Source organism: Mesorhizobium sp. CA5, from assembly GCF_020165105.1.
Classification (GTDB): domain Bacteria; phylum Pseudomonadota; class Alphaproteobacteria; order Rhizobiales; family Rhizobiaceae; genus Mesorhizobium.
On sequence record NZ_JAIUHJ010000038.1, the window covers coordinates 1 to 22,256 of the forward strand.

The following is a 22,256-nucleotide window of genomic DNA, read 5'->3' on the forward strand; positions in this document are numbered from 1 at the left end:
GTGATGCCCGGCGACAACATCACCGTCGACGTCGAGCTGATCGTGCCGATCGCGATGGAAGAGAAGCTGCGCTTCGCAATCCGTGAAGGCGGCCGCACCGTCGGTGCCGGCATCGTCGTCACCATCAAGGAATAATCGATCCGGCTTTTGCCGGTTCGGCAGGAAAGGGCGGTCTTCGGGCCGCCCTTTTGTTTGAAGCAGTGCTGCCAGGCCCTGTTCAATTCTGTTGCAACCATCGTCGCCGCAACTAGTATGGGTTGCGCCGAGGGGCTTGCCAGACGTGGTTTCAACATTCCGTTCAAAGACCATGCGGTGTTGGCGCGAGCTGCTTCGGCTGGGATTGGCCGCTGCCGCAGGGCTGGCCACCCTCAACGCCGCCGCGAAGGAGACACCTCAGGACTACGGTCCGGCGATGCGTTTCGTCGTCGTGCGCAGCAGCGCGCCGGGCTGCGAGCCGAACTGCCCGGAATGGATTTCTGCCGAAGGCACGATCGAGGCCGGCACGCCGGCGCTACTGAAACGCCTGCTAAAGACGCTCGGCGGGCGGCAATTGCCCATCGTCGTCAATTCTCCCGGCGGCAATGTCGATGCCGCGCTGCAGCTTGGCCGCATGGTCCGCAAGAACAAGCTCGATATCGCGGTCGGCATCACGGAATTTTCCGGCTGCTCGCCGGGGACGAAAAATTGCCGGGACAATGACGGCAAGGGTCAGCCCTATTCCGGCGTCGCTTACGACAGCGGTGCGATGTGCAATTCGGCCTGTCCGCTGATGTTTGCCGGCGGCATCCACCGCGTCGTCGGCGAATGGGCCTATCTCGGCGTCCATCAGATCACCACCACCTACCAGCGCGAAAAACTGCTCTACCGCACCACCTACCGGGTTGTGAACGGCAAGAAGAAGATCATCGGCACCAAGATCGTCAGCCGCAAGAATGCCGGCAGCTACAAGACCTATGAGATGAGCAAGGCGATCGAGAAGCGGCTGTCGGCCTATTTGAAGGAGATGGGCGTCGAGCAGGGCGTGCTGGGCGTGATGAAGGCCACACCTGCCAGCGACATCAGGCAGATCGAGCCCGATGACATGCTGGAGATGAAGCTCGTGACCAGCCTCGATTCGCTCGATCTGCTGACCGAGAGAACCATTTGCCAGCGCCATCCGGCACCGGCGAATTGTCGCGAGATTCCCGCGAACGGCGCGCCCGTCGCGGTCGCGGCAGTAGAGGCCGGACCTTCTTATACAGCGCCGGCGCCGCCGCCGACACCGCAAGCCCACGAACAGCAGATGCGTTTCGTTCTTGTTCGCGGCAGCAACCCGCTATGCAATCCCGATTGTCCGGAATGGATTTCGGCGGAAGGCACGATCGCCGCAGATACGGCCGACAAGCTGCGCCAGCTGCTCGATACAATCCGTGAGCGCCGGTTGCCGGTCGTAATCAACTCGCCGGGTGGAGATGTGCAGGCTGCGCTCGCCGCGGGCAGGCTGATCCGCGAGCACGGCTTGGATGTCGCGGTCGCCCGAACGGATTTTCTCGACTGCGATCCGGGCGCCGTGGGGTGCGTCGCGGCCGACGGTCTCCATGCCGGGCTCACCATAGATGCCGGCGCCGAATGCGACGCCGCCTGCGCGGTGATGGTCGCCGGCGGCGTCCGGCGCCTCGTTGGCGCCGGTGCGCACTTCCTCGTGCATTCCATGGGCATGGAAGACAAGGTCGGGGCCTATCTCGACGAGATGGCGGTCGGCTCGGGCTTTTTCGCCGCCATGCAGTCGGCCGAATATGCAAAGCACAGGGAACTCAGCCGGGACGAACTGAAGACATTCGGGCTGACGACCGGACCGCAATCGGTGGACGCGCTGACGGGCGCCACCATTTGCAGATCCGCACCCAGGCCCGACAATTGCCGGGCTCTTCCGTCCGCCGATGCCGAGGCTAAGGCGCCGGCGAAGCTGTAGATCAGGATGACGTTTCGTTGAATCGCCATCATGATCTAACTCTTTGTTGGAGCATGATCTTTTCCGAAAACCGGTTTCCACTTTTTGCATTCGCTGACCTTCGGTTCGGGATCATGCTGTAGCTGCGCACTGGCCATCGAGGCAGGTTGAGCGGGGCAGGGCGCGGCCGCTATCTTGCTGTATGCACAGGAAGGAGCGGCGATGAGCGAGGACATCCCGACTTTGTACGAATGGGCCGGCGGCAGCGAGGCGCTGAACCGGCTGACACGAACCTTTTATGACAAGGTGGCGGCGGATCCGGTCGTCGGTCCGGTGTTCAGGATGATGTCGCCGGATCACCCGGCGCATGTCGCCGCCTTCATCGGCGAGGTCTTCGGCGGCCCGAAGACCTACAGCGAGAAGCATGGCGGCCATCGCGAGATGGTGATGCATCATCTCGGCAAGCATCTGACCGAGGAGCAGCGCCGCCGCTGGATCAATCTCCTTGCCGACGCGGCGGATGAGGTCGGCCTGCCCGATGACCCCGAGTTCCGCTCGGCCTTCATGGGCTATGTCGAATGGGGATCGCGGCTGGCGAAGATGAACTCGAATCTGGGCGAGACCTGCGATCCCGAGACCGAGCCGATGCCCGCCTGGGGCTGGGGCGTGCCGGGCGGGCCATACAAGCCGCCGGCCGGCAAGTCGTAGGCGCGGGGTTGTTTGGCGAGCGCGATCGGTCGCCGGCGGTAATGGAATCCAGATTTCCGGCAAAGGGTTTCAAAACCACTGCAGAGTGCTCTTTACAGAGCGCACGGAAGCTTTTAGGAAGCGCCTGCGCCGAACAAGCGCATGCACGGGCATAGCTCAGTTGGTAGAGCGGCGGTCTCCAAAACCGCAGGTCGTAGGTTCGAGCCCTGCTGCCCGTGCCATTCCTTCAAGAGGGCAGGCATCTGGCAACCGCCCTCTCGATCGCCGAAATCAGCCTTTTCTTCCGCGCGTCTGCCGGCCCTTGAGGTCATCTACCTGCCGGCCCGTGTCGCGGGCCTGTGAGTGGCAAAATCGTTGCGCCTTAAGACCAACGATGTAAGGTTTCGTCCTTAGCGCTTGACTGCAACCGCTGTTCTTAGGCCGCCAAGCAGGGATGTAACTCTCCCCTTTCTTGACGCAACGTAGGTGGCGGGTCTTGATAGCCAAGGGCGCAAAGAGCGACACCTCTTTCTGGTGGGAGGACAAAAATACATCCCCTGGTTATCGACGCGAAGCCTCAACCTATTTCGATTGATCTTGCTAACGCCGCAGTTCTCGTCGTGGACATGCAGAATGACTTCGGCTCGCAAGGTGGAATGTTCGACAGAGCCGGAATCGATATCTCCGGTATTCAATGGGCTGTCGGCCCTACGGCCAGAGTAATAGCTGCCGCTCGCGGTTTGAGAGTGCCGGTTATCTATCTGAAGATGGGTTATTGTTCCGACCTCTCGGACCTTGGGACATCGGACGCCCCCAACCGTCTCCGACATCTCCAGATCTTTGGGGTCGGTGAGAGCATCACGGCCCCGGATGGCAGCGAGAGCCGGATTCTGATCCGCGACACCTGGGGAACGGATATTGTTAACGACCTCAAGCCAGAGGCAGGGGATGTGGTCGTCTACAAAACGCGGTTCAGCGGTTTCTACGAGACCGAACTCGATTCTGTTCTGAAAACCGCAGGTATCAAACACCTCATCGTGACAGGATGCACGACCAGCGTGTGCGTGGAATCGACAATTCGGGATGCCTTCTTCAGGGACTACCACTGCATACTGCTGACGGATTGCACCAGCGAGCCCATCGCCTGGGACGCATCAAGGAGCAATCATGAAGCCTCGATCACGCTCGTGCAGATACTCTTTGGATGGACATCGACGTCCGACGATTTCCTTAAGGCGATCGAGGAGCGAGTTCAGGGACGTCTTGAACTAGCCGAATGAGCTGACGAGGCGGCGCATCGCCACGATCCGCGCCTTCTCTTCCGGTAGCCACGTCGTCGACCCGAACCTGTCAAGATCTCCAGCCGACGGACCGGTTCCTCGCTCCTGGATTTAGGCTTAATCTCTGAAATCGTCATATGCGAGACCTTCAAGGCTCCGCAGCGGCCGCTCCGGCGTTGAAAATCGGCGGACGGCTTGCCATATGGCAGGAATTGGGGCATAAGCCCCGTATAGCCGGGACGGGACGACTGGATGGTTCCGAGGCGGCGTTGAGACATAAAGCGGACCCTTGCCACTTGCGTGGATTAAGAATCGGTTTTATGTAGACAAGACAGACACGCGACGCGTGGAGCTGGGAAGCCGGCTTTACGCGTCTGATTTGCGTGGGTGAAATAGCGGCGCTGATTCGCGCCGCATGGAGCCCAGGCGGCACGTCCCGGTCAGCGGGATCATCCAGGAGGCCCGGCCAACGGGTCTCGAAAACAGGCGGCGCATGGCTTCGAAAACCACTAATCCCTTCACCTTTCTCCAGCAGGTTCGCGCGGAGACGGCCAAGGTGACATGGCCTTCGCGGCGCGAAACCATGATCTCGACCGTGATGGTCCTGATATTCGCGGTGATCGCAATGCTGTTCTTCTTCGCTGCCGATATTCTGATGGGCTATGCGATCGAGTGGATCCTGGGTCTCGGGCATTAATTCGGCGGATTACGGAGAGGTCGTGAAATGACTGCGCGGTGGTATATCGTCCACGCCTATTCGAACTTCGAGAAGAAGGTCGCCGAGGACATCGAGAACAAGGCCAAGCAGAAGGGCTTGGCCGGGGACATTGAGCAGATCGTGGTCCCGACCGAGAAGGTCGTCGAGATCCGTCGCGGCCGCAAGGTCGATGCCGAGCGCAAGTTCTTCCCGGGCTACGTGCTCTTGAAGGCAAATCTGACCGACGCCGTGTTCTCGCTGGTCAAGAACACGCCGAAGGTCACCGGCTTCCTGGGCGACTCCAAGCCCGTGCCGATCACCGAGACCGAGGCGCAGCGCATCCTGAACCAGGTCCAGGAAGGCGTCGAGCGGCCGAAACCTTCGGTCACCTTCGAGATCGGCGAGGCGATCCGCGTTTCGGACGGTCCGTTCGCGTCGTTCAACGGCGTCGTCCAGGAGGTGGACGAGGAGCGGGCCCGCCTCAAGGTGGAAGTTTCGATCTTCGGGCGCGCTGTGCCCGTCGATCTGGAGTTCGGGCAGGTCGAAAAGGGCTGATCCGCATACCAGCGCCCGAAAGGGCGTCGGGATACCGCGCCGCAAGGCGTCGGGAGGCGGCGTGAACAGACGTCGCATGAACGGGTGGGAGGCGAAGGCGGCATAGCCGGCCGTCGGAACCGCACCACCAGACTGCAACCGCCGCGTTTCCCGAGTAACGGGGCCGGCATGAGAAAAGGCAGGAATAGAGATGGCTAAGAAAGTTGCAGGCCAGCTCAAGCTCCAGGTTGCCGCGGGCTCGGCCACGCCGTCGCCCCCGATCGGCCCGGCGCTTGGTCAGCGCGGCATCAACATCATGGAATTCTGCAAGGCGTTCAACGCGCAGACCCAGGAGCTCGAGAAGGGATCGCCGATCCCCGTCGTCATCACCTACTACCAGGACAAGTCGTTTACCTTCGTCATGAAGACGCCGCCGGTGAGCTACTTCCTGAAGAAGGCCGCCAACCTGAAGTCGGGCTCCAAGGAGCCGGGCAAGGTCAAGGCCGGCACGATCAGCCGCGACAAGGTGCGCGCGATCGCCGAGCAGAAGATGAAGGACCTGAACGCAAACGACGTCGAGGCGGCCATGCGCATGGTCGAGGGTTCCGCCCGCTCGATGGGCCTGGAAGTGGTGGGCTAAGATCATGGCAAAGATTGCAAAGCGTGTTGCCAAGAGCCGCGAAGGCATCGATCCGAACAAGGCTTACGCCCTCAACGAGGCGCTGCAGCTGCTCAAGGACCGGTCCAAGGTGAAGTTCGACGAGACCGTCGAGATCTCGATGAACCTCGGCGTCGATCCGCGCCATGCCGACCAGATGGTCCGCGGCGTGGTCAACCTGCCGAACGGCACCGGCCGCTCGGTGCGCGTCGCCGTGTTTGCGCGTGGCGACAAGGCTGAGGAAGCCAAGGCCGCCGGCGCCGATATCGTCGGCGCCGAGGACCTTGTCGACATCGTCCAGAAGGGCACGATCGATTTCGATCGCTGCATCGCCACGCCGGACATGATGCCGCTGGTCGGTCGTCTGGGTAAGGTTCTCGGCCCGCGCGGCATGATGCCGAACCCGAAGGTCGGCACTGTGACCACCGATGTGGCCGCGGCCGTCAAGGCTTCGAAAGGCGGCGCCGTCGAGTTCCGCGTCGAGAAGGCCGGCATCGTCCAGGCCGGCGTCGGCAAGGTCTCGTTCGACGTCAAGGCGCTGGAAGAAAATGTCCGCGCCTTCGCCGACGCGGTGACCAAGGCCAAGCCCGCGGGCGCCAAGGGCAACTACGTCAAGAAGGTGTCGGTCACCTCGACGATGGGCCCCGGCCTCAAGCTCGACATCGCGACGCTCGCCGCGTCGTAAGTGTCGGCCGATCGGGTAAGGCCGATCGCAAGGGCATGATCCTGAAAAGCGGGAACATGCTCCAGCAAGAAAGAATTCCGGACCGCCGATCCGTCGGCGGCCCGGTACCCGGAAGCCGAAAGGTTTCCGGATATCCTGTCCGAGATTGCAGGCGGCCCAAAAGCCTTAATTCGATTGGGCCTGCATGAGACGGGTGAAGACCCGACAAAGGAGCCAAGCTCCAATGAAAGGTTCGAACCGTGTTTGCCTTTTGTCTGCGCACTATCCGGCGTGCCGGCTGGTGTGGCGAAAGGGGGCAGGATCCTCGAGCGTCGTTCGGGAGATCCGTTACTGGATGGCCCGGCCGGCAAAAGGCAACCGACGCCTGACCTCGTCAATGGGGCAGGGGTCAACTGGAGATAGGCAGTGGACAGAGCGGAAAAACGCGAACTCGTCACGGGCCTGAATGATGCGTTTTCAAGCGCTGGTTCAGTCGTCGTGGCCCACTACGCCGGTATCACCGTCGCGCAAATGAACGACCTTCGGTCGAAGATGCGCGCCGCCGGTGGCACCGTCAAAGTCGCGAAGAACCGTCTCGCCAAGATCGCTCTTCAGGGCACGGACTCCGCATCGATCATCGATCTGTTCAAGGGACAGACGCTGGTCGCTTATTCGGAGGATCCGATTGCGGCGCCGAAGGTCGCGTCCGATTTCGCCAAGGGGAATGACAAGTTGATCATTCTCGGTGGCGCGATGGGTGCGACCTCGCTCGACGCCGACGGTGTGAAGGCACTCGCCACACTACCGTCGCTCGACGAGCTGCGCGCCAAGCTGGTTGGCATGATCGCCACGCCGGCTACCCGGATCGCCCAGATCGTCAATGCGCCCGCGGCTTCGGTCGCGCGTGTCATCGGCGCTTACGCCCGGAAGGACGAGGCGGCATGAGGCCGTTCCTCGCTGTCAACAACACACGTTCGAACCTAGTGAAGGAATACAAAAATGGCTGATCTTGCAAAGATCGTAGACGACCTTTCGAAGCTGACCGTCCTCGAGGCGGCCGAGCTGTCGAAGCTCCTGGAAGAGAAGTGGGGCGTTTCGGCCGCCGCTCCGGTGGCGGTTGCCGCTGCCGGCGGCGCTGGTGCCGCTGCCGCTGCTCCGGCTGAAGAGAAGACGGAATTCGACGTCGTTCTCGCCGATGCCGGCGCCCAGAAGATCAACGTCATCAAGGAAGTCCGCGCCATCACCGGCCTTGGCCTCAAGGAAGCCAAGGACCTGGTCGAAGCGGCTCCGAAGCCGGTCAAGGAAGGCGTTTCCAAGGCCGACGCCGACAAGTTCAAGGCTCAGCTGGAAGCAGCTGGCGCCAAGGTCGAGCTGAAGTAAGCCTGTTAGGCGAGGGCGGACGGTCTCGCGCCGTCCGCCCCTCCCTTGGACTGAGGGAGGGTTCTGTCACGCGAGGCGTTTGAAAACCTCTTTCCTGAGGGCCGAAAAGCGGCCTTCCGGAAACGGGTTTTCTCCCGTTTTAGCCGGTAGCCGCCAAGCGATTGGCCCAAGAAATTGGCAGGGGCGGCCGGAAAAACAGATAGGGGCAGCCGCCGAGGCAGCCCGTTGGTGCAAGGCGAGCCGCGGCGAGGTTCGTCCCGAGTTTATAGCTAAGGAGCGACGATGGCCCAGACCCAGACTTTCAATGGCCGCAGACGCGTACGCAAGTTCTTCGGAAAGATCCCGGAAGTTGCGGAGATGCCGAATCTCATCGAGGTCCAGAAGGCATCCTATGACCAGTTCCTGATGGTGGACGAGCCCAAGGGCGGCCGTCCGGACGAAGGACTGCAGGCCGTTTTCAAGTCGGTCTTCCCGATCTCCGACTTTTCCGGCTCCTCGATGCTGGAGTTCGTGAAGTACGAGTTCGAGGCACCGAAATTCGACGTTGACGAGTGCCGTCAGCGCGACCTGACCTATGCCGCGCCGCTGAAGGTGACGCTGCGCCTCATCGTGTTCGATATCGACGAGGATACCGGCGCCAAGTCGATCAAGGACATCAAGGAGCAGGACGTCTACATGGGCGACATGCCGCTCATGACATCGAACGGCACCTTCATCGTCAACGGCACCGAGCGCGTCATCGTCTCGCAGATGCACCGTTCGCCGGGCGTCTTCTTCGACCATGACAAGGGCAAGTCGCACTCGTCGGGCAAGCTTCTGTTTGCCGCGCGTGTCATTCCCTATCGCGGTTCGTGGCTCGACATCGAGTTCGACTCCAAGGACGTCGTGCACGCCCGCATCGACCGCCGCCGCAAGATCCCAGTGACGTCGCTGCTGATGGCGCTCGGCATGGACGGCGAGGAGATCCTGTCGACCTTCTACAACAAGATCACCTATAAGCGCGCCGGCGACCACTGGCGGATTCCGTTCAACGTCGAGCGTTTCCGCGGCCTCAAGGCCGTCGGCGACCTGGTCGACGCCGACACCGGCGAGATCGTGGTCGAGCAAGGCAAGAAGATCACCGCCCGCCAGGCACGTCAGCTCGGCGAGAAGGGTCTCAAGGCCATCAAGGCGACCGACGAGGACCTGCTTGGCAACTACCTTGCCGAGGACATCGTCAACTACGGCACCGGCGAGATCTTCCTCGAAGCCGGCGACGAGATCGACGACAAGACCCTGAAGGTGCTGCTCAGCACCGGCGAGGACGAGATCCAGATCCTGGACATCGACCACGTCAATGTCGGCGCCTACATCCGCAACACGCTCAACGTCGACAAGAACGAGAGCCGCCAGGACGCGCTGTTCGACATCTACCGTGTCATGCGCCCGGGCGAGCCGCCGACGCTCGAGACGGCCGAAGCCATGTTCAACTCGCTGTTCTTCGACAGCGAGCGCTACGACCTGTCGGCCGTTGGCCGCGTCAAGATGAACATGCGCCTCGAGCTCAAGGCCGAGGACACTGTGCGCGTCCTGCGCAAGGAAGATATCCTGGCCGTGGTCAAGACGCTGGTCGAGTTGCGTGACGGCAAGGGTGAGATCGACGACATCGACAATCTCGGCAACCGCCGCGTGCGTTCGGTCGGCGAGTTGATGGAGAACCAGTACCGCGTCGGCCTGCTGCGCATGGAGCGCGCGATCAAGGAACGCATGTCCTCGATCGAGATCGACACGGTCATGCCGCAGGACCTGATCAACGCCAAGCCGGCGGCCGCCGCCGTGCGTGAGTTCTTCGGTTCCTCGCAGCTGTCGCAGTTCATGGACCAGACCAACCCGCTCTCGGAGATCACCCACAAGCGTCGCCTGTCGGCGCTTGGACCGGGCGGTCTGACGCGCGAGCGCGCCGGCTTCGAGGTGCGCGACGTGCATCCGACGCATTACGGCCGCATCTGCCCGATCGAGACGCCGGAAGGCCCGAATATCGGTCTGATCAACTCTTTGGCCACTTTTGCGCGCGTCAACAAGTACGGCTTCATCGAAAGCCCGTACCGCAAGATCGTGGGCGGCAAGCTGACCAACGAAGTTGTCTATCTGTCGGCGATGGAAGAGGCCAAGCACTATGTCGCGCAGGCCAACGCCGAGCTCGACAAGAACGGCAGTTTTGTCGACGAGTTCGTCATTTGCCGTAATGCTGGCGAAGTGATGATGGCGCCGCGCGAGAACGTCGACCTGATGGACGTCTCGCCGAAGCAGATGGTGTCGGTCGCTGCGGCGCTCATCCCGTTCCTCGAGAACGACGACGCCAACCGCGCGCTGATGGGCTCGAACATGCAGCGTCAGGCCGTGCCGCTGGTGCGCGCCGAAGCGCCGTTCGTCGGCACCGGCATGGAGCCGGTCGTCGCCCGTGACTCGGGCGCTGCCATCGGCGCCCGCCGCGGCGGCGTGGTCGACCAGGTGGACGCCACCCGTATCGTCATCCGCGCCACGGAAGATCTCGATCCCGGCAAATCCGGCGTCGATATCTACCGGCTGATGAAGTTCCAGCGTTCGAACCAGAACACCTGCATCAACCAGCGTCCGCTGGTGCGCATGGGCGACCGTGTCAACAAGGGCGACATCATTGCCGACGGTCCGTCGACCGAGCTCGGCGACCTGGCGCTCGGCCGCAACGTGCTGGTCGCGTTCATGCCATGGAACGGCTACAACTACGAGGACTCGATCCTGCTCTCCGAGCGCATCGTGGCCGACGACGTCTTCACCTCGATCCATATCGAGGAGTTCGAGGTCATGGCGCGCGACACCAAGCTCGGGCCGGAGGAAATCACGCGCGACATTCCGAACGTTTCGGAAGAGGCGCTGAAGAACCTCGACGAGGCCGGCATCGTCTATATCGGTGCTGAAGTGCAGCCGGGCGACATCCTGGTCGGCAAGATCACGCCGAAGGGCGAAAGCCCGATGACGCCGGAAGAAAAGCTCCTGCGCGCCATCTTCGGCGAAAAGGCCTCGGACGTTCGCGACACCTCCATGCGCATGCCTCCGGGCACCTTCGGCACGGTCGTCGAAGTGCGCGTCTTCAACCGCCACGGCGTGGAGAAGGACGAGCGCGCGATGGCGATCGAGCGCGAGGAGATCGAGCGTTTGGCCAAGGACCGCGACGACGAACAGGCGATCCTCGACCGCAACGTCTATGCGCGTCTTTCCGACGTGCTGGTCGGCAAGGAGGCGATCGCCGGACCGAAGGGCTTCAAGAAGGGCTCGAAGCTGTCGAAGGACACGCTCGACGAGTATCCGCGTTCGCAGTGGTGGCAGTTCGCCGTGGAGAACGAGAAGCTCCAGGGCGAGCTCGAGGCTCTGCGCGGCCAGTATGACGAGTCCAAGAAGGCGCTCGAGCAGCGCTTCATGGACAAGGTCGAGAAGGTGCAGCGCGGCGACGAAATGCCTCCGGGCGTCATGAAGATGGTCAAGGTCTTCGTGGCGGTGAAGCGCAAGATGCAGCCGGGCGACAAGATGGCCGGTCGTCACGGCAACAAGGGTGTCGTGTCGCGCATCGTTCCGGTCGAGGACATGCCTTTCCTCGAGGACGGCACGCATGCCGATATCGTGCTCAACCCGCTGGGTGTGCCGAGCCGCATGAATGTCGGCCAGATCCTGGAAACGCATCTGGGCTGGGCTTGCGCCGGCATGGGCAGGAAGATCGGCGAGCTGATCGACGCGTACAAGGGTGGCGGCGACATCAAGCCGCTGCGCAAGACGCTGGAAAGCTTCATGCCGGCCAATGACCGCAACGAGCCGATCCGCGAGTATGACGACGAGAGCATCGTTCGCCTGAGCGAGCAGATGCGCCGCGGCGTCTCGATCGCGACACCGGTGTTCGACGGCGCGCATGAGGCCGACATCAACACCATGCTGGAGCAGGCTGGCCTGCACACCAGCGGTCAGTCGCAGCTCTATGACGGCCGCACTGGCGAGCCGTTCGATCGCAAGGTGACGATGGGCTATATCTATATGCTCAAGCTGCATCACCTGGTGGACGACAAGATCCACGCGCGTTCGATCGGTCCGTACTCGCTCGTCACCCAGCAGCCGCTGGGCGGCAAGGCGCAGTTCGGCGGCCAGCGCTTCGGCGAAATGGAGGTCTGGGCGCTCGAAGCCTACGGCGCGGCCTACACGTTGCAGGAAATGCTGACGGTGAAGTCGGACGACGTCGCCGGCCGCACCAAGGTCTACGAGGCGATCGTGCGCGGCGACGACACGTTCGAGGCGGGCATCCCCGAGAGCTTCAACGTTCTCGTCAAGGAAATGCGCTCGCTCGGCCTCAATGTCGAGCTGGAGAACACCCAGGTCGAAGAGACCCCGACGCGTCTGCCCGACGCAGCCGAGTAAGGCATTGGCGCGCCGCGTTCTAAGCGCGGCGCGCCCTGAGCATGATCCCGAAAAGCGGTTACCGGTTTTCGGCCGCGATCATGCTCAACCAAAAAGTCTTCGGCCGGTTCGACCGGCCATTCTGCGGACATTTCGTCCGCGATCGATGCAAGGGGTTATCGAGGACCCCGAAAAGGAGAACGGCATGAACCAAGAGGTCATGAATCTCTTCAATCCGCAGGCGCCTGCGCAGGTGTTCGATTCCATCCGGATCTCACTTGCCAGCCCAGAGAAGATTCTGTCCTGGTCGTTCGGCGAGATCAAGAAGCCGGAGACCATCAACTACCGCACCTTCAAGCCGGAGCGTGACGGCCTGTTCTGCGCGCGCATTTTTGGCCCGATCAAGGACTATGAGTGCCTGTGCGGCAAGTACAAGCGCATGAAGTACAAGGGCGTCATCTGCGAAAAGTGCGGCGTCGAAGTCACGCTGTCGCGCGTTCGCCGCGAGCGCATGGGCCATATCGAGCTCGCCGCGCCCGTCGCCCATATCTGGTTCCTGAAGTCGCTGCCTTCGCGCATCGGCACGTTGCTCGACATGACGCTCAAGGATATCGAGCGCGTGCTCTACTTCGAAAACTACATCGTCACCGAGCCGGGCCTCACCGCGCTGAAGGAGAACCAGCTCCTCAGCGAGGAAGAGTACATGATTGCCGTCGACGAGTACGGCGAGGACTCTTTCACCGCCATGATCGGCGCCGAGGCCATCCATGACCTTCTGGCCGGCATGGACCTGGAGAAGATTGCCGGCGACCTCCGTTCGGAGCTGGCCTCGACCACGTCCGAGCTCAAGCAGAAGAAATACCTGAAGCGGCTCAAGGTCGTCGAGAACTTCATGGAATCCGGCAACCGTCCGGAATGGATGATCATGAAGGTGGTTCCGGTGATCCCGCCGGACCTGCGCCCGCTTGTCCCGCTGGACGGCGGCCGCTTCGCCACGTCGGACCTCAACGACCTCTACCGCCGCGTCATCAACCGCAACAACCGCCTGAAGCGGCTGATCGAGCTGCGCGCGCCCGGCATCATCGTGCGCAATGAAAAGCGCATGCTGCAGGAAGCCGTCGATGCGCTGTTCGACAACGGCCGTCGCGGCCGCGTCATCACCGGCGCCAACAAGCGTCCGCTGAAGTCGCTGTCCGACATGCTGAAGGGCAAGCAGGGCCGGTTCCGCCAGAACCTGCTCGGCAAGCGCGTCGACTATTCCGGCCGCTCGGTCATCGTGACCGGTCCGGAGCTCAAGCTGCATCAGTGCGGCCTGCCGAAGAAGATGGCGCTGGAGCTCTTCAAGCCCTTCATCTACGCCCGCCTCGACGCCAAGGGTTTCTCCTCTACCGTCAAGCAGGCGAAGAAGCTGGTCGAGAAGGAGCGTCCGGAGGTTTGGGATATCCTCGACGAGGTCATCCGCGAGCATCCGGTGCTCTTGAACCGGGCGCCGACGCTGCACCGCCTCGGCATCCAGGCGTTCGAGCCGATCTTGATCGAAGGCAAGGCGATCCAGCTGCACCCGCTGGTCTGCACCGCCTTCAACGCCGACTTCGACGGCGACCAGATGGCGGTCCATGTGCCGCTGTCCCTGGAAGCGCAGCTTGAAGCCCGCGTGCTGATGATGTCGACCAACAACATCCTGCACCCGGCCTCCGGCGCGCCGATCATCGTGCCGTCGCAGGACATGGTTCTCGGTCTCTACTATCTCTCGATCGTCAACCAGAACGAGCCGGGCGAAGGCATGATGTTTGCCGACATGGGCGAGCTCCAGCATGCGCTGGAGACCAAGGCCGTGACGCTGCACGCCAAGATCAAGGGCCGCTTCCGCAGCGTCGACGCGGAAGGCAACGTCGTGTCGAAGATCTACGACACCACGCCTGGCCGCATGATCATCGGCGAGCTTCTGCCGAAGAACGTCAACGTGCCGTATGAGACCGCCAACCAGGAGATGACCAAGAAGAACATCTCCAAGATGATCGACACCGTCTACCGCCACTGCGGTCAGAAGGAGACGGTCATCTTCTGCGACCGCATCATGGCGCTCGGCTTTGCGCACGCCTGCCGTGCCGGCATTTCGTTCGGCAAGGACGACATGCTGATCCCGGACACCAAGCTGAAGCTCGTTTCCGACACCGAGGCGTTGGCCAAGGAATACGAGCAGCAGTACAATGACGGTCTGATCACGCAGGGCGAGAAGTACAACAAGGTCGTCGACGCCTGGGCCAAGTGCTCGGAGAAGGTCGCCGACGAGATGATGGCGCGCATCAAGGCGGTGGAGTTCGAGGACAACGGCCGTCAGAAGCCGATGAACTCGATCTACATGATGTCGCATTCGGGTGCGCGCGGTTCGCCCACCCAGATGCGTCAGCTCGCCGGCATGCGTGGCCTGATGGCCAAGCCCTCGGGTGAAATCATTGAGACGCCGATCATCTCGAATTTCAAGGAAGGCCTCACCGTGCTCGAGTATTTCAACTCGACCCACGGCGCCCGCAAGGGTCTGGCCGACACCGCCTTGAAGACGGCGAACTCGGGTTACCTCACCCGCCGCCTCGTCGACGTGGCGCAGGACTGCATCGTCAACTCCGTGGATTGCGGCACCGACAAGGGCCTCACCATGCAGCCGATCGTCGATGCCGGTCAGATCGTTGCCTCGGTCGGCCAGCGCGTGCTGGGCCGCACTTCGCTCGATGACATCAATCATCCGGTCACCGGCGATCTGCTGGTCAAGGCCGGAACGTTGATGGACGAGCGCGATGTGGAGCAGATCGAGAAGGCCGGCGTGCAGTCGGTCCGCATCCGTTCGGCGCTGACCTGCGAGGTCAGGACCGGTGTGTGCGCGGTCTGCTACGGTCGCGACCTGGCCCGCGGCACGCCCGTCAACCAGGGCGAGGCCGTCGGCGTTATCGCGGCGCAGTCGATCGGCGAGCCGGGCACCCAGCTCACCATGCGTACGTTCCACATGGGCGGCACGGCGCAGGTGGTGGATTCCTCCTTCCTTGAAGCCTCCTATGAGGGCAAGGTGCAGATCCGCAACCGCAACGTGGTCCGCAACTCGGAAGGCCAGCAGATGGTCATGGGCCGCAACATGGCGGTGCTCATCCTCGATGAGACCGGCAAGGAGCGCGCCACGCACCGCGTCGCCTATGGTTCGCGTATTTTCGTGGACGATGGCGACAAGGTGAAGCGCGGCCAGCGTATCGCCGAATGGGATCCCTATACCCGCCCGATCCTCACCGAAATCGAGGGCAGGGTGGCGTTCGAGGATCTGGTCGACGGCATCTCCGTGCAGGAAACGGCCGACGAGTCGACCGGCATCACCAAGCGCGAGGTCATCGACTGGCGTTCGACGCCGCGCGGCAACGACCTGAAGCCCGCGATCGCCATCCAGGACGCCAAGGGCAAGGTCGGCAAGCTGTCGAAGGGCGGCGATGCACGCTTCCTGCTCTCGGTCGAGGCCATCCTCTCGGTCGAGCCGGGCGCACATGTGAAGCCTGGCGACGTGCTGGCGCGTATCCCGATGGAAAGCGCCAAGACCAAGGACATCACCGGTGGTCTGCCGCGCGTTGCGGAACTGTTCGAGGCTCGCCGTCCGAAGGATCACGCCATCATCGCCGAGATCGATGGCACGATCCGTTTCGGCCGCGACTACAAGAACAAGCGCCGCATCATCATCGAGCCGCATGACTCGACGCTCGAGCCGGTGGAGTACCTGATCCCGAAGGGCAAGCCGTTCCATCTCCAGGACGGCGACGTCATCGAGAAGGGCGACTACATCCTCGACGGCAATCCGGCGCCGCACGACATCCTGGCGATCAAGGGCGTGGAGGCGCTTGCCTCCTACCTCGTCAACGAGATCCAGGAGGTCTACCGTCTGCAGGGCGTGTCGATCAACGACAAGCACATCGAGGTGATCGTTCGCCAGATGCTGCAGAAGGTCGAGATCACCACGCAGGGCGATTCGACCTACATCCCGGGAGACCACGTCGATGTGATCGAGCTGGAGGAGGTCAACGAGCGCCTGATAGAGGACGGCAAGAAGCCGGCCGAAGGTCAGCCGGTGCTGCTTGGCATCACCAAGGCCTCGCTGCAGACGCCGTCCTTCATCTCGGCCGCCTCCTTCCAGGAGACGACCAGGGTGCTCACCGAGGCTGCGGTTGCCGGCAAGACCGACATGCTGCAGGGCCTGAAGGAAAACGTCATCGTCGGCCGTTTGATCCCGGCCGGCACGGGCGGCACGATGAGCCAGATAAGGCGCATCGCCACCTCGCGCGACGAGCTCATCATCGACGAGCGCCGCAAGGCCTCCGGTGTCGAGGTCGCCGAGCCGATGCTGACCGACATGGTCAACGCCGCGCAGTAAGCGCGATGAAATGAGAAAACAAGAAAAGGGGCCCGCGCGGCCCCTTTTCGCATTTTGGCTTGATGCAACGAGGAAGAGCTATGAGCAGCAAGACCTGGACGGCTGTCGACGACTACATCGTTTCCTCCCTTTTCGAAGCGGACCCCGTGCTGGATGCCACACTGGCGGCCAACCGCGACCATGGCCTGCCGGCGATCGACGTCTCGGCCGCGCAGGGCAAACTGCTGTCGCTGCTGGTGCGTATTCGCGGCGCCAAGAAGGTGCTGGAGGTCGGCACGCTTGGCGGCTACTCGACCATCTGGTTGGCAAGGGGATTGCCGGCGGACGGCAAGGTGGTGACGCTGGAGCTCGATCCGCACCACGCCAAGGTCGCGCGTTCGAACTTCGAGCGGGCAGGGGTTTCAGACAAGATCGACCTGCGGGTCGGTCCAGCGCTGCAATCGCTTGCCGCGCTGGCAGGCGAAAATGCCGGTCCGTTCGACCTGATCTTCATCGACGCCGACAAGCCGAACAACCCGAATTATCTCGACTGGGCGATGAAACTCTCGCGCTCAGGCACGGTCATCGTCTGCGACAACGTCATCCGCGACGGCGCGGTCGTGAAAAAGAACAGCGGCGACGCCAATGTCGAAGGCGCTCGCGCCGCTTTTTCGTTCATCGGCGGCGAGAAGCGGCTGGACGGCACCGCCATCCAGACCGTCGGCGCCAAGGGCTATGACGGATTTACCATCGCGATCGTAGAATGAGGATGCCCTAATCGAAGAACGCCTCGACCACATTGCGCTTGCCCAGCATGAACGCATCGGCGACGTGCTGCAGCGGCGCGAGGTCGACATCGGACGTTCCTGCGCGAACAATCTCGGCGAAGCGCTTGTAAAGCATCGGATATTCGGCCTCCGGCTCGTCATGGATCATGCGCCCGTCGACGGCGAGCTTGGCGCCGCCGCCCGACAGCACCATCCTGCCCTTGTCGGTCTCGGCGACGATGTCCCAGCTTTGCGGGCCGGTCTGCAGCCAGTCGAGCTCCATCGTCACTGGCAAGCCGGTCGACGTGCGGAAGGCGACATGCGCCGCGACCGGTGCTGCGCGATTCACGGGGAAATCGAGCACGGCCGAGGTGATGAACATCGCAGGCAAGATGTGTGTGGCGATCGACAGCGCGTTGATGCCGGGATCGAACACACCGAAGCCGCCCGGCTCCCAGATCCATTCCTGGTTCGGATGCCAGCGCCGCACGTCTTCCTTCCAGTTGATGGCGGCCGAAGTCAGTCTGGCCGACGCAAGGAAAGCGCGCGCGGCCTCCACCGCCGGCGCGTAGCGCGAATGCCAGCTGGCAAAGAGCGAGACACCGTTCCTTTCGGCAAGCGCCTTGAGGTGCTCGACCTCGCTGACCGTGGCGCCCGGCGGCTTTTCGAGGAACACGTGCTTCCTCGCTTCCAGCGCGGTGCGCGCGGCGTCGTAACGGAACTGCGGCGGCATGCAGAGCGAGACCGCCTCGAGGCTGGGCTCGGCCGCCAGCATCGCTTCGATGCTGGGATAATTCGCAATACCGTCCACCTTGCCGTGGCGGCTGGCCGCCGCTGTCAGTTGATAGTTGCCGTCCTTGGCGACCGCCGGCAGGTGCTGGTCGCGGACGATCTTTCCCACGCCGACGATGCCGAGCTTGATGGGATTGCTGGTCATGGGAACTCCAAGGAATGAAAAGGTGTGTCTAGGCAGGGCAGGTTTGTCCGGCGAGTCCGGCAAATATGACGCTGGCCGCGCTTTTCAGATCGGCTCTTCAAAGGTGACGATCGAAACCTCGCCCTCCAATGCGCCTTGATAGGCCGACAGATGCGGCTCGTCGTCGGGCTCGCCCTCCATGTCGCCGATCTGGTCGAGCTCGGCCTCGGCGTAACCTTCGGCGGCAAGCGATTCGAGCGCGCGGCGCACGGCAGAATCATCGTCGGGCGCCACAAGCATCACATGAACGCCTTCAGGCTTGCCGCCTTTTTTCTTCCAGACCCGTCCGGTGATGATCGTGACCGGCCGTTCTTCATTGTCGTTCACGGGCTGATTCCTCGTTTTCCCCGAGATTGTCCGATGCAAGCCGCCTTTTGGCACGAAGCCGGGCCACAGGACAGCGCAAAGCCGGTCACTTTCTTCCTCGCTCTTGAAAAAAGACGCAAGAAAATTACATGCGTTTTCCGCATGGCTGCCCAGCCTCGCGTTGGGCGCAATATTTGCCCCGCCGGGGTTGACGGACCCTGGGGTTGCGAGTAGAAGCCGCGACGTCAGAACCGATGTGAGGCTCTCCTGTCCGAAGCGACACGCTTTGGAGTTTGCCTCAAACAGGGTTCGTTTTACGAGCGAAAAGACATTTCCGGCGCGCATGAAGCGGCTACCGCTTCCTCTGCAATTTGTTCGGGCAGGACCGCGAGACGCGGTGTGTTGCCCGAATTTGCGTATGGAAATGACGCTTTGAGCGGCCCCCTGACAGGGCAGACACGGAATTGAGAGACAAGAGGGTTTAATGCCTACCGTCAACCAGCTGATCCGCAAGCCGCGCCTGGCGCCGGTGAAGCGCAACAAGGTCCCGGCCATGCAGCAGAACCCGCAGAAGCGGGGCGTCTGCACGCGCGTCTACACCACGACGCCGAAGAAGCCGAACTCGGCGCTGCGCAAGGTGGCCAAGATTCGCCTGACCAACGGTTTTGAAGTGATCGGCTACATCCCCGGCGAAGGTCACAACCTGCAGGAACACTCGGTGGTCATGATCCGCGGCGGTCGCGTCAAGGATCTGCCGGGCGTCCGCTACCACATCATCCGCGGCGTGCTCGACACGCAGGGTGTGAAGAACCGCAAGCAGCGTCGTTCGAAATACGGCGCCAAGCGTCCGAAGTAAGGGTTTCCCATGTCCCGTCGTCACAGTGCAGAAAAGCGTGAGATCAATCCGGATCCCAAGTTCGGTGATCTGATCGTCACCAAGTTCATGAACGCCGTCATGTATGACGGCAAGAAGTCGGTTGCCGAGACCATCGTCTACGGCGCGCTGGACCAGGTCCAGGCCAAGACCAAGCAGGAGCCGGTCACCGTCTTCCATCAGGCGCTCGACAATGTCGCGCCGCATGTGGAAGTGCGCTCGCGTCGTGTCGGCGGCGCCACCTATCAGGTTCCGGTCGATGTGCGCCCCGAGCGTCGTCAGGCGCTGGCCATCCGCTGGCTGATCGCCGCCGCGCGCAACCGCAACGAGACCACCATGGTCGACCGCCTCTCGGGCGAGCTGATGGACGCGGCCAACAACCGCGGCACGGCCGTCAAGAAGCGTGAAGACACCCACAAGATGGCGGAAGCCAACCGCGCCTTCGCGCACTACCGCTGGTAAAGCGCGAACGAGACTGAGAGGCACCTCCCATGGCCCGCGAATACAAGATCGAAGACTACCGCAATTTCGGTATCATGGCGCATATCGACGCCGGCAAGACGACGACGACCGAGCGCGTCCTCTATTATACGGGCAAGTCGCACAAGATCGGCGAAGTCCATGACGGCGCTGCCACCATGGACTGGATGGAGCAGGAGCAGGAACGCGGCATCACCATCACCTCGGCCGCGACCACGACCTTCTGGAAGGGTCGCGACGGCAAGATGCGCCGCTTCAACATCATCGACACCCCCGGACACGTCGACTTCACCATCGAAGTCGAGCGTTCGCTGCGCGTGCTCGACGGTGCCATCGCGCTGCTGGACGCTAACGCCGGCGTGGAGCCGCAGACCGAGACCGTGTGGCGCCAGGCCGACAAGTACCACGTGCCGCGCATGATCTTCTGTAACAAGATGGACAAGATCGGCGCCGACTTCTACCGCTCCGAGGAAATGATCGGTTCGCGCCTCGGCGCGCAGGCCGTCGTCATGCAGCTGCCGATCGGCGCCGAGACCGAGTTCAAGGGCGTCGTCGACCTCGTCGAGATGAACGCGCTCGTCTGGCGTGACGAGACGCTTGGCGCTGCCTGGGACGTCGTCGAGATCCCGGCCGACCTCAAGGACAAGGCCGAGCAGTACCGCGAGAAGATGATCGAAGCCGCCGTCGAGATGGACGAGACCGCGCTCGAGAATTACCTCGAAGGAAAGATGCCGTCGAATGACGAGATCCGCGCGCTGATCCGCAAGGGCACCATCGCGGTCAAGTTCTTCCCGATGTTCTGCGGTTCGGCCTTCAAGAACAAGGGCGTGCAGCCGCTGCTCGACGCCGTCGTCGAATACCTGCCGTCGCCGATCGACGTGCCGGCCATCAAGGGCGTCGATGCCAAGACCGACGCCGAGATCGAGCGTCATGCCGACGACAACGAGCCGCTGTCTATGCTGGCGTTCAAGATCATGAACGACCCGTTCGTCGGCTCGCTGACCTTTGCCCGCATCTATTCGGGCAAGCTCACCAAGGGCACCTCGCTCGACAACACGGTGAAGGGCAAGAAGGAGCGCATCGGCCGCATGCTGCAGATGCATGCGAACTCGCGCGCCGACATCGAGGAAGCCTATGCCGGCGACATCGTCGCCCTGGCTGGCCTCAAGGACACGACCACCGGCGACACGCTCTGCGATCCGCTGCATCCGGTCATCCTGGAGCGCATGGAATTCCCCGATCCGGTGATCCAGATCGCCATCGAGCCGAAGACCAAGAACGACCAGGAAAAGATGGGCCTCGCGCTGCATCGCCTGGCGGCTGAGGATCCGTCCTTCCGCGTCAAGACCGACGAGGAAAGCGGCCAGACCATCATCGCCGGCATGGGCGAGCTGCATCTCGACATCATCGTCGACCGCATGCGCCGCGAGTTCAAGGTCGAAGCCAATGTCGGCGCCCCGCAGGTGGCCTATCGCGAGACGATCACCCGCACGCACGAGCAGGATTACACGCACAAGAAGCAGACCGGCGGTACCGGCCAGTTCGCCCGCGTCAAGATCATCTTCGAGCCGAACACCGAGAGCGAAGAGTTCGTGTTCGAGTCCAAGATCGTCGGCGGTGCGGTTCCGAAGGAATACATCCCGGGCGTCGAGAAGGGCATCAACAGCGTCATGGGTTCCGGCCCGTTCGCCGGCTTCCCGATGATCGGTGTCAAGGCCACGCTGGTCGATGGCGCCTTCCACGACGTCGACTCCTCGGTGCTGGCGTTCGAAATCGCCTCCCGCGCCTGCTTCAAGGAAGCCGCTCCGCGCCTCGGCGTGCAGCTTCTGGAGCCGATCATGAAGGTCGAGGTCGTGACGCCGGAAGATTACGTCGGCGGCGTCATCGGCGATCTCAACGGCCGTCGTGGCCAGATCCAGGGTCAGGAAGCACGCGGCGTTGCCGTCGTCATCAATGCGATGGTGCCTTTGGCCAACATGTTCAAATACGTCGACAATCTGCGTTCGATGTCGCAGGGCCGCGCCCAGTACACGATGCAGTTCGACCACTACGAGCCGGTTCCGACCGCGGTCGCCCAGGAAGTTCAGAAGAAATACGCGTAACTCGAGCGGGTTGCACGAGACCTTAATTCAAGGCCCGCACGGGCAAGCAGGATTGGAGAGATCACATGGCAAAAGGTAAATTCGAGCGCACCAAGCCGCATGTGAACATTGGCACGATCGGTCACGTCGATCATGGCAAGAC

The 22,256-nt window shown here is 62.4% G+C and carries 16 protein-coding genes, 1 tRNA gene and 2 pseudogenes; 17 read left to right on the top strand and 2 right to left on the bottom strand.

Going from position 1 to position 22,256, the window contains the following annotated elements; translation table 11 throughout:
- The 13 genes and pseudogenes from tuf to LB529_RS28595 form a co-directional block, all read left to right on the top strand.
- Positions 1 to 135: pseudogene (tuf, locus tag LB529_RS28530) on the top strand (elongation factor Tu); the annotation flags it as partial.
- Positions 136 to 2,152: 2,017 nt separating this feature from the next.
- Positions 2,153 to 2,638: a group II truncated hemoglobin gene (locus tag LB529_RS28540; RefSeq protein WP_140545993.1), complete on the top strand. Its 486-nt coding sequence runs from the start codon at positions 2,153 to 2,155 to the stop codon at positions 2,636 to 2,638.
- 145 nt (positions 2,639 to 2,783) lie between these two features.
- Positions 2,784 to 2,859: transfer RNA gene (locus tag LB529_RS28545), tRNA-Trp, on the top strand.
- Positions 2,860 to 3,207: 348 nt separating this feature from the next.
- Positions 3,208 to 3,897: a cysteine hydrolase gene (locus tag LB529_RS28550; protein ID WP_318012587.1), complete on the top strand. Its 690-nt coding sequence runs from the start codon at positions 3,208 to 3,210 to the stop codon at positions 3,895 to 3,897.
- 493 nt (positions 3,898 to 4,390) lie between these two features.
- Complete coding sequence (secE, locus tag LB529_RS28555) at positions 4,391 to 4,594, top strand: preprotein translocase subunit SecE (RefSeq protein WP_095765634.1); 204 nt, start codon at positions 4,391 to 4,393, stop codon at positions 4,592 to 4,594.
- A 27-nt stretch (positions 4,595 to 4,621) separates the two neighbouring features.
- The gene (gene nusG, locus LB529_RS28560; protein WP_095765525.1) at positions 4,622 to 5,149 is read left to right on the top strand and encodes a transcription termination/antitermination protein NusG; all 528 of its coding nucleotides are present in this window, start codon (positions 4,622 to 4,624) and stop codon (positions 5,147 to 5,149) included.
- A gap of 190 nt (positions 5,150 to 5,339) precedes the next feature.
- The gene (gene rplK, locus LB529_RS28565) at positions 5,340 to 5,768 is read left to right on the top strand and encodes a 50S ribosomal protein L11 (RefSeq protein WP_095765524.1); all 429 of its coding nucleotides are present in this window, start codon (positions 5,340 to 5,342) and stop codon (positions 5,766 to 5,768) included.
- Positions 5,769 to 5,772: 4 nt separating this feature from the next.
- The gene (gene rplA, locus LB529_RS28570) at positions 5,773 to 6,471 is read left to right on the top strand and encodes a 50S ribosomal protein L1 (RefSeq protein ID WP_095765523.1); all 699 of its coding nucleotides are present in this window, start codon (positions 5,773 to 5,775) and stop codon (positions 6,469 to 6,471) included.
- Between the two features lie 405 nt (positions 6,472 to 6,876).
- Positions 6,877 to 7,395, top strand: a complete 519-nt coding sequence (rplJ, locus tag LB529_RS28575; RefSeq protein ID WP_095765522.1) for a 50S ribosomal protein L10 — start codon at positions 6,877 to 6,879, stop codon at positions 7,393 to 7,395.
- A gap of 54 nt (positions 7,396 to 7,449) precedes the next feature.
- Complete coding sequence (gene rplL, locus LB529_RS28580) at positions 7,450 to 7,830, top strand: 50S ribosomal protein L7/L12 (protein ID WP_059189560.1); 381 nt, start codon at positions 7,450 to 7,452, stop codon at positions 7,828 to 7,830.
- A gap of 282 nt (positions 7,831 to 8,112) precedes the next feature.
- Complete coding sequence (rpoB, locus tag LB529_RS28585; protein WP_095765521.1) at positions 8,113 to 12,249, top strand: DNA-directed RNA polymerase subunit beta; 4,137 nt, start codon at positions 8,113 to 8,115, stop codon at positions 12,247 to 12,249.
- 184 nt (positions 12,250 to 12,433) lie between these two features.
- Positions 12,434 to 16,630, top strand: coding sequence for a DNA-directed RNA polymerase subunit beta' (gene rpoC, locus LB529_RS28590; protein ID WP_095765633.1), 4,197 nt, complete (start codon positions 12,434 to 12,436; stop codon positions 16,628 to 16,630).
- A gap of 80 nt (positions 16,631 to 16,710) precedes the next feature.
- Positions 16,711 to 17,376, top strand: coding sequence for an O-methyltransferase (locus LB529_RS28595; protein ID WP_224712938.1), 666 nt, complete (start codon positions 16,711 to 16,713; stop codon positions 17,374 to 17,376).
- A gap of 7 nt (positions 17,377 to 17,383) precedes the next feature.
- Here LB529_RS28595 and LB529_RS28600 read toward each other — a convergent pair whose 3' ends face one another.
- Both LB529_RS28600 and LB529_RS28605 read right to left on the bottom strand, forming a co-directional pair.
- Positions 17,384 to 18,313, bottom strand: coding sequence for a Gfo/Idh/MocA family protein (locus LB529_RS28600; RefSeq protein WP_224712939.1), 930 nt, complete (start codon positions 18,311 to 18,313; stop codon positions 17,384 to 17,386).
- An 84-nt stretch (positions 18,314 to 18,397) separates the two neighbouring features.
- A complete protein-coding gene (locus LB529_RS28605; RefSeq protein WP_095765518.1) occupies positions 18,398 to 18,679 on the bottom strand; it encodes a transcriptional regulator in 282 nt (93 codons plus the stop codon).
- A gap of 463 nt (positions 18,680 to 19,142) precedes the next feature.
- Here LB529_RS28605 and rpsL point away from each other — a divergent pair, with 463 nt between their 5' ends.
- From rpsL to LB529_RS28625, 4 genes and pseudogenes are all read left to right on the top strand, one after another.
- Entirely contained in the window at positions 19,143 to 19,514 is a 372-nt protein-coding gene (rpsL, locus tag LB529_RS28610) for a 30S ribosomal protein S12 (protein ID WP_006202128.1), read from the top strand.
- A gap of 9 nt (positions 19,515 to 19,523) precedes the next feature.
- Positions 19,524 to 19,994: a 30S ribosomal protein S7 gene (gene rpsG, locus LB529_RS28615; protein ID WP_027170372.1), complete on the top strand. Its 471-nt coding sequence runs from the start codon at positions 19,524 to 19,526 to the stop codon at positions 19,992 to 19,994.
- Positions 19,995 to 20,023: 29 nt separating this feature from the next.
- On the top strand, positions 20,024 to 22,114 hold the full coding sequence (fusA, locus tag LB529_RS28620) for an elongation factor G (protein WP_095765517.1): 2,091 nt from the start codon (positions 20,024 to 20,026) through the stop codon (positions 22,112 to 22,114).
- Between the two features lie 65 nt (positions 22,115 to 22,179).
- Positions 22,180 to 22,256 (top strand): annotated as a pseudogene (locus LB529_RS28625) (elongation factor Tu); the annotation flags it as partial.

Bases quoted from the DNA above. Each gene is read 5' to 3' on its own strand.
- LB529_RS28540 (WP_140545993.1), top strand. From the start codon at position 2,153: ATGAGCGAGGACATCCCGACTTTGTACGAATGGGCCGGCGGCAGCGAG.
- secE (WP_095765634.1), top strand. From the start codon at position 4,391: ATGGCTTCGAAAACCACTAATCCCTTCACCTTTCTCCAGCAGGTTCGC.
- nusG (WP_095765525.1), top strand. From the start codon at position 4,622: ATGACTGCGCGGTGGTATATCGTCCACGCCTATTCGAACTTCGAGAAG.
- rplK (WP_095765524.1), top strand. From the start codon at position 5,340: ATGGCTAAGAAAGTTGCAGGCCAGCTCAAGCTCCAGGTTGCCGCGGGC.
- rplA (WP_095765523.1), top strand. From the start codon at position 5,773: ATGGCAAAGATTGCAAAGCGTGTTGCCAAGAGCCGCGAAGGCATCGAT.
- rplL (WP_059189560.1), top strand. From the start codon at position 7,450: ATGGCTGATCTTGCAAAGATCGTAGACGACCTTTCGAAGCTGACCGTC.
- rpoB (WP_095765521.1), top strand. From the start codon at position 8,113: ATGGCCCAGACCCAGACTTTCAATGGCCGCAGACGCGTACGCAAGTTC.
- rpoC (WP_095765633.1), top strand. From the start codon at position 12,434: ATGAACCAAGAGGTCATGAATCTCTTCAATCCGCAGGCGCCTGCGCAG.
- LB529_RS28595 (WP_224712938.1), top strand. From the start codon at position 16,711: ATGAGCAGCAAGACCTGGACGGCTGTCGACGACTACATCGTTTCCTCC.
- LB529_RS28600 (WP_224712939.1), bottom strand. From the start codon at position 18,313: ATGACCAGCAATCCCATCAAGCTCGGCATCGTCGGCGTGGGAAAGATC.
- rpsL (WP_006202128.1), top strand. From the start codon at position 19,143: ATGCCTACCGTCAACCAGCTGATCCGCAAGCCGCGCCTGGCGCCGGTG.
- rpsG (WP_027170372.1), top strand. From the start codon at position 19,524: ATGTCCCGTCGTCACAGTGCAGAAAAGCGTGAGATCAATCCGGATCCC.
- fusA (WP_095765517.1), top strand. From the start codon at position 20,024: ATGGCCCGCGAATACAAGATCGAAGACTACCGCAATTTCGGTATCATG.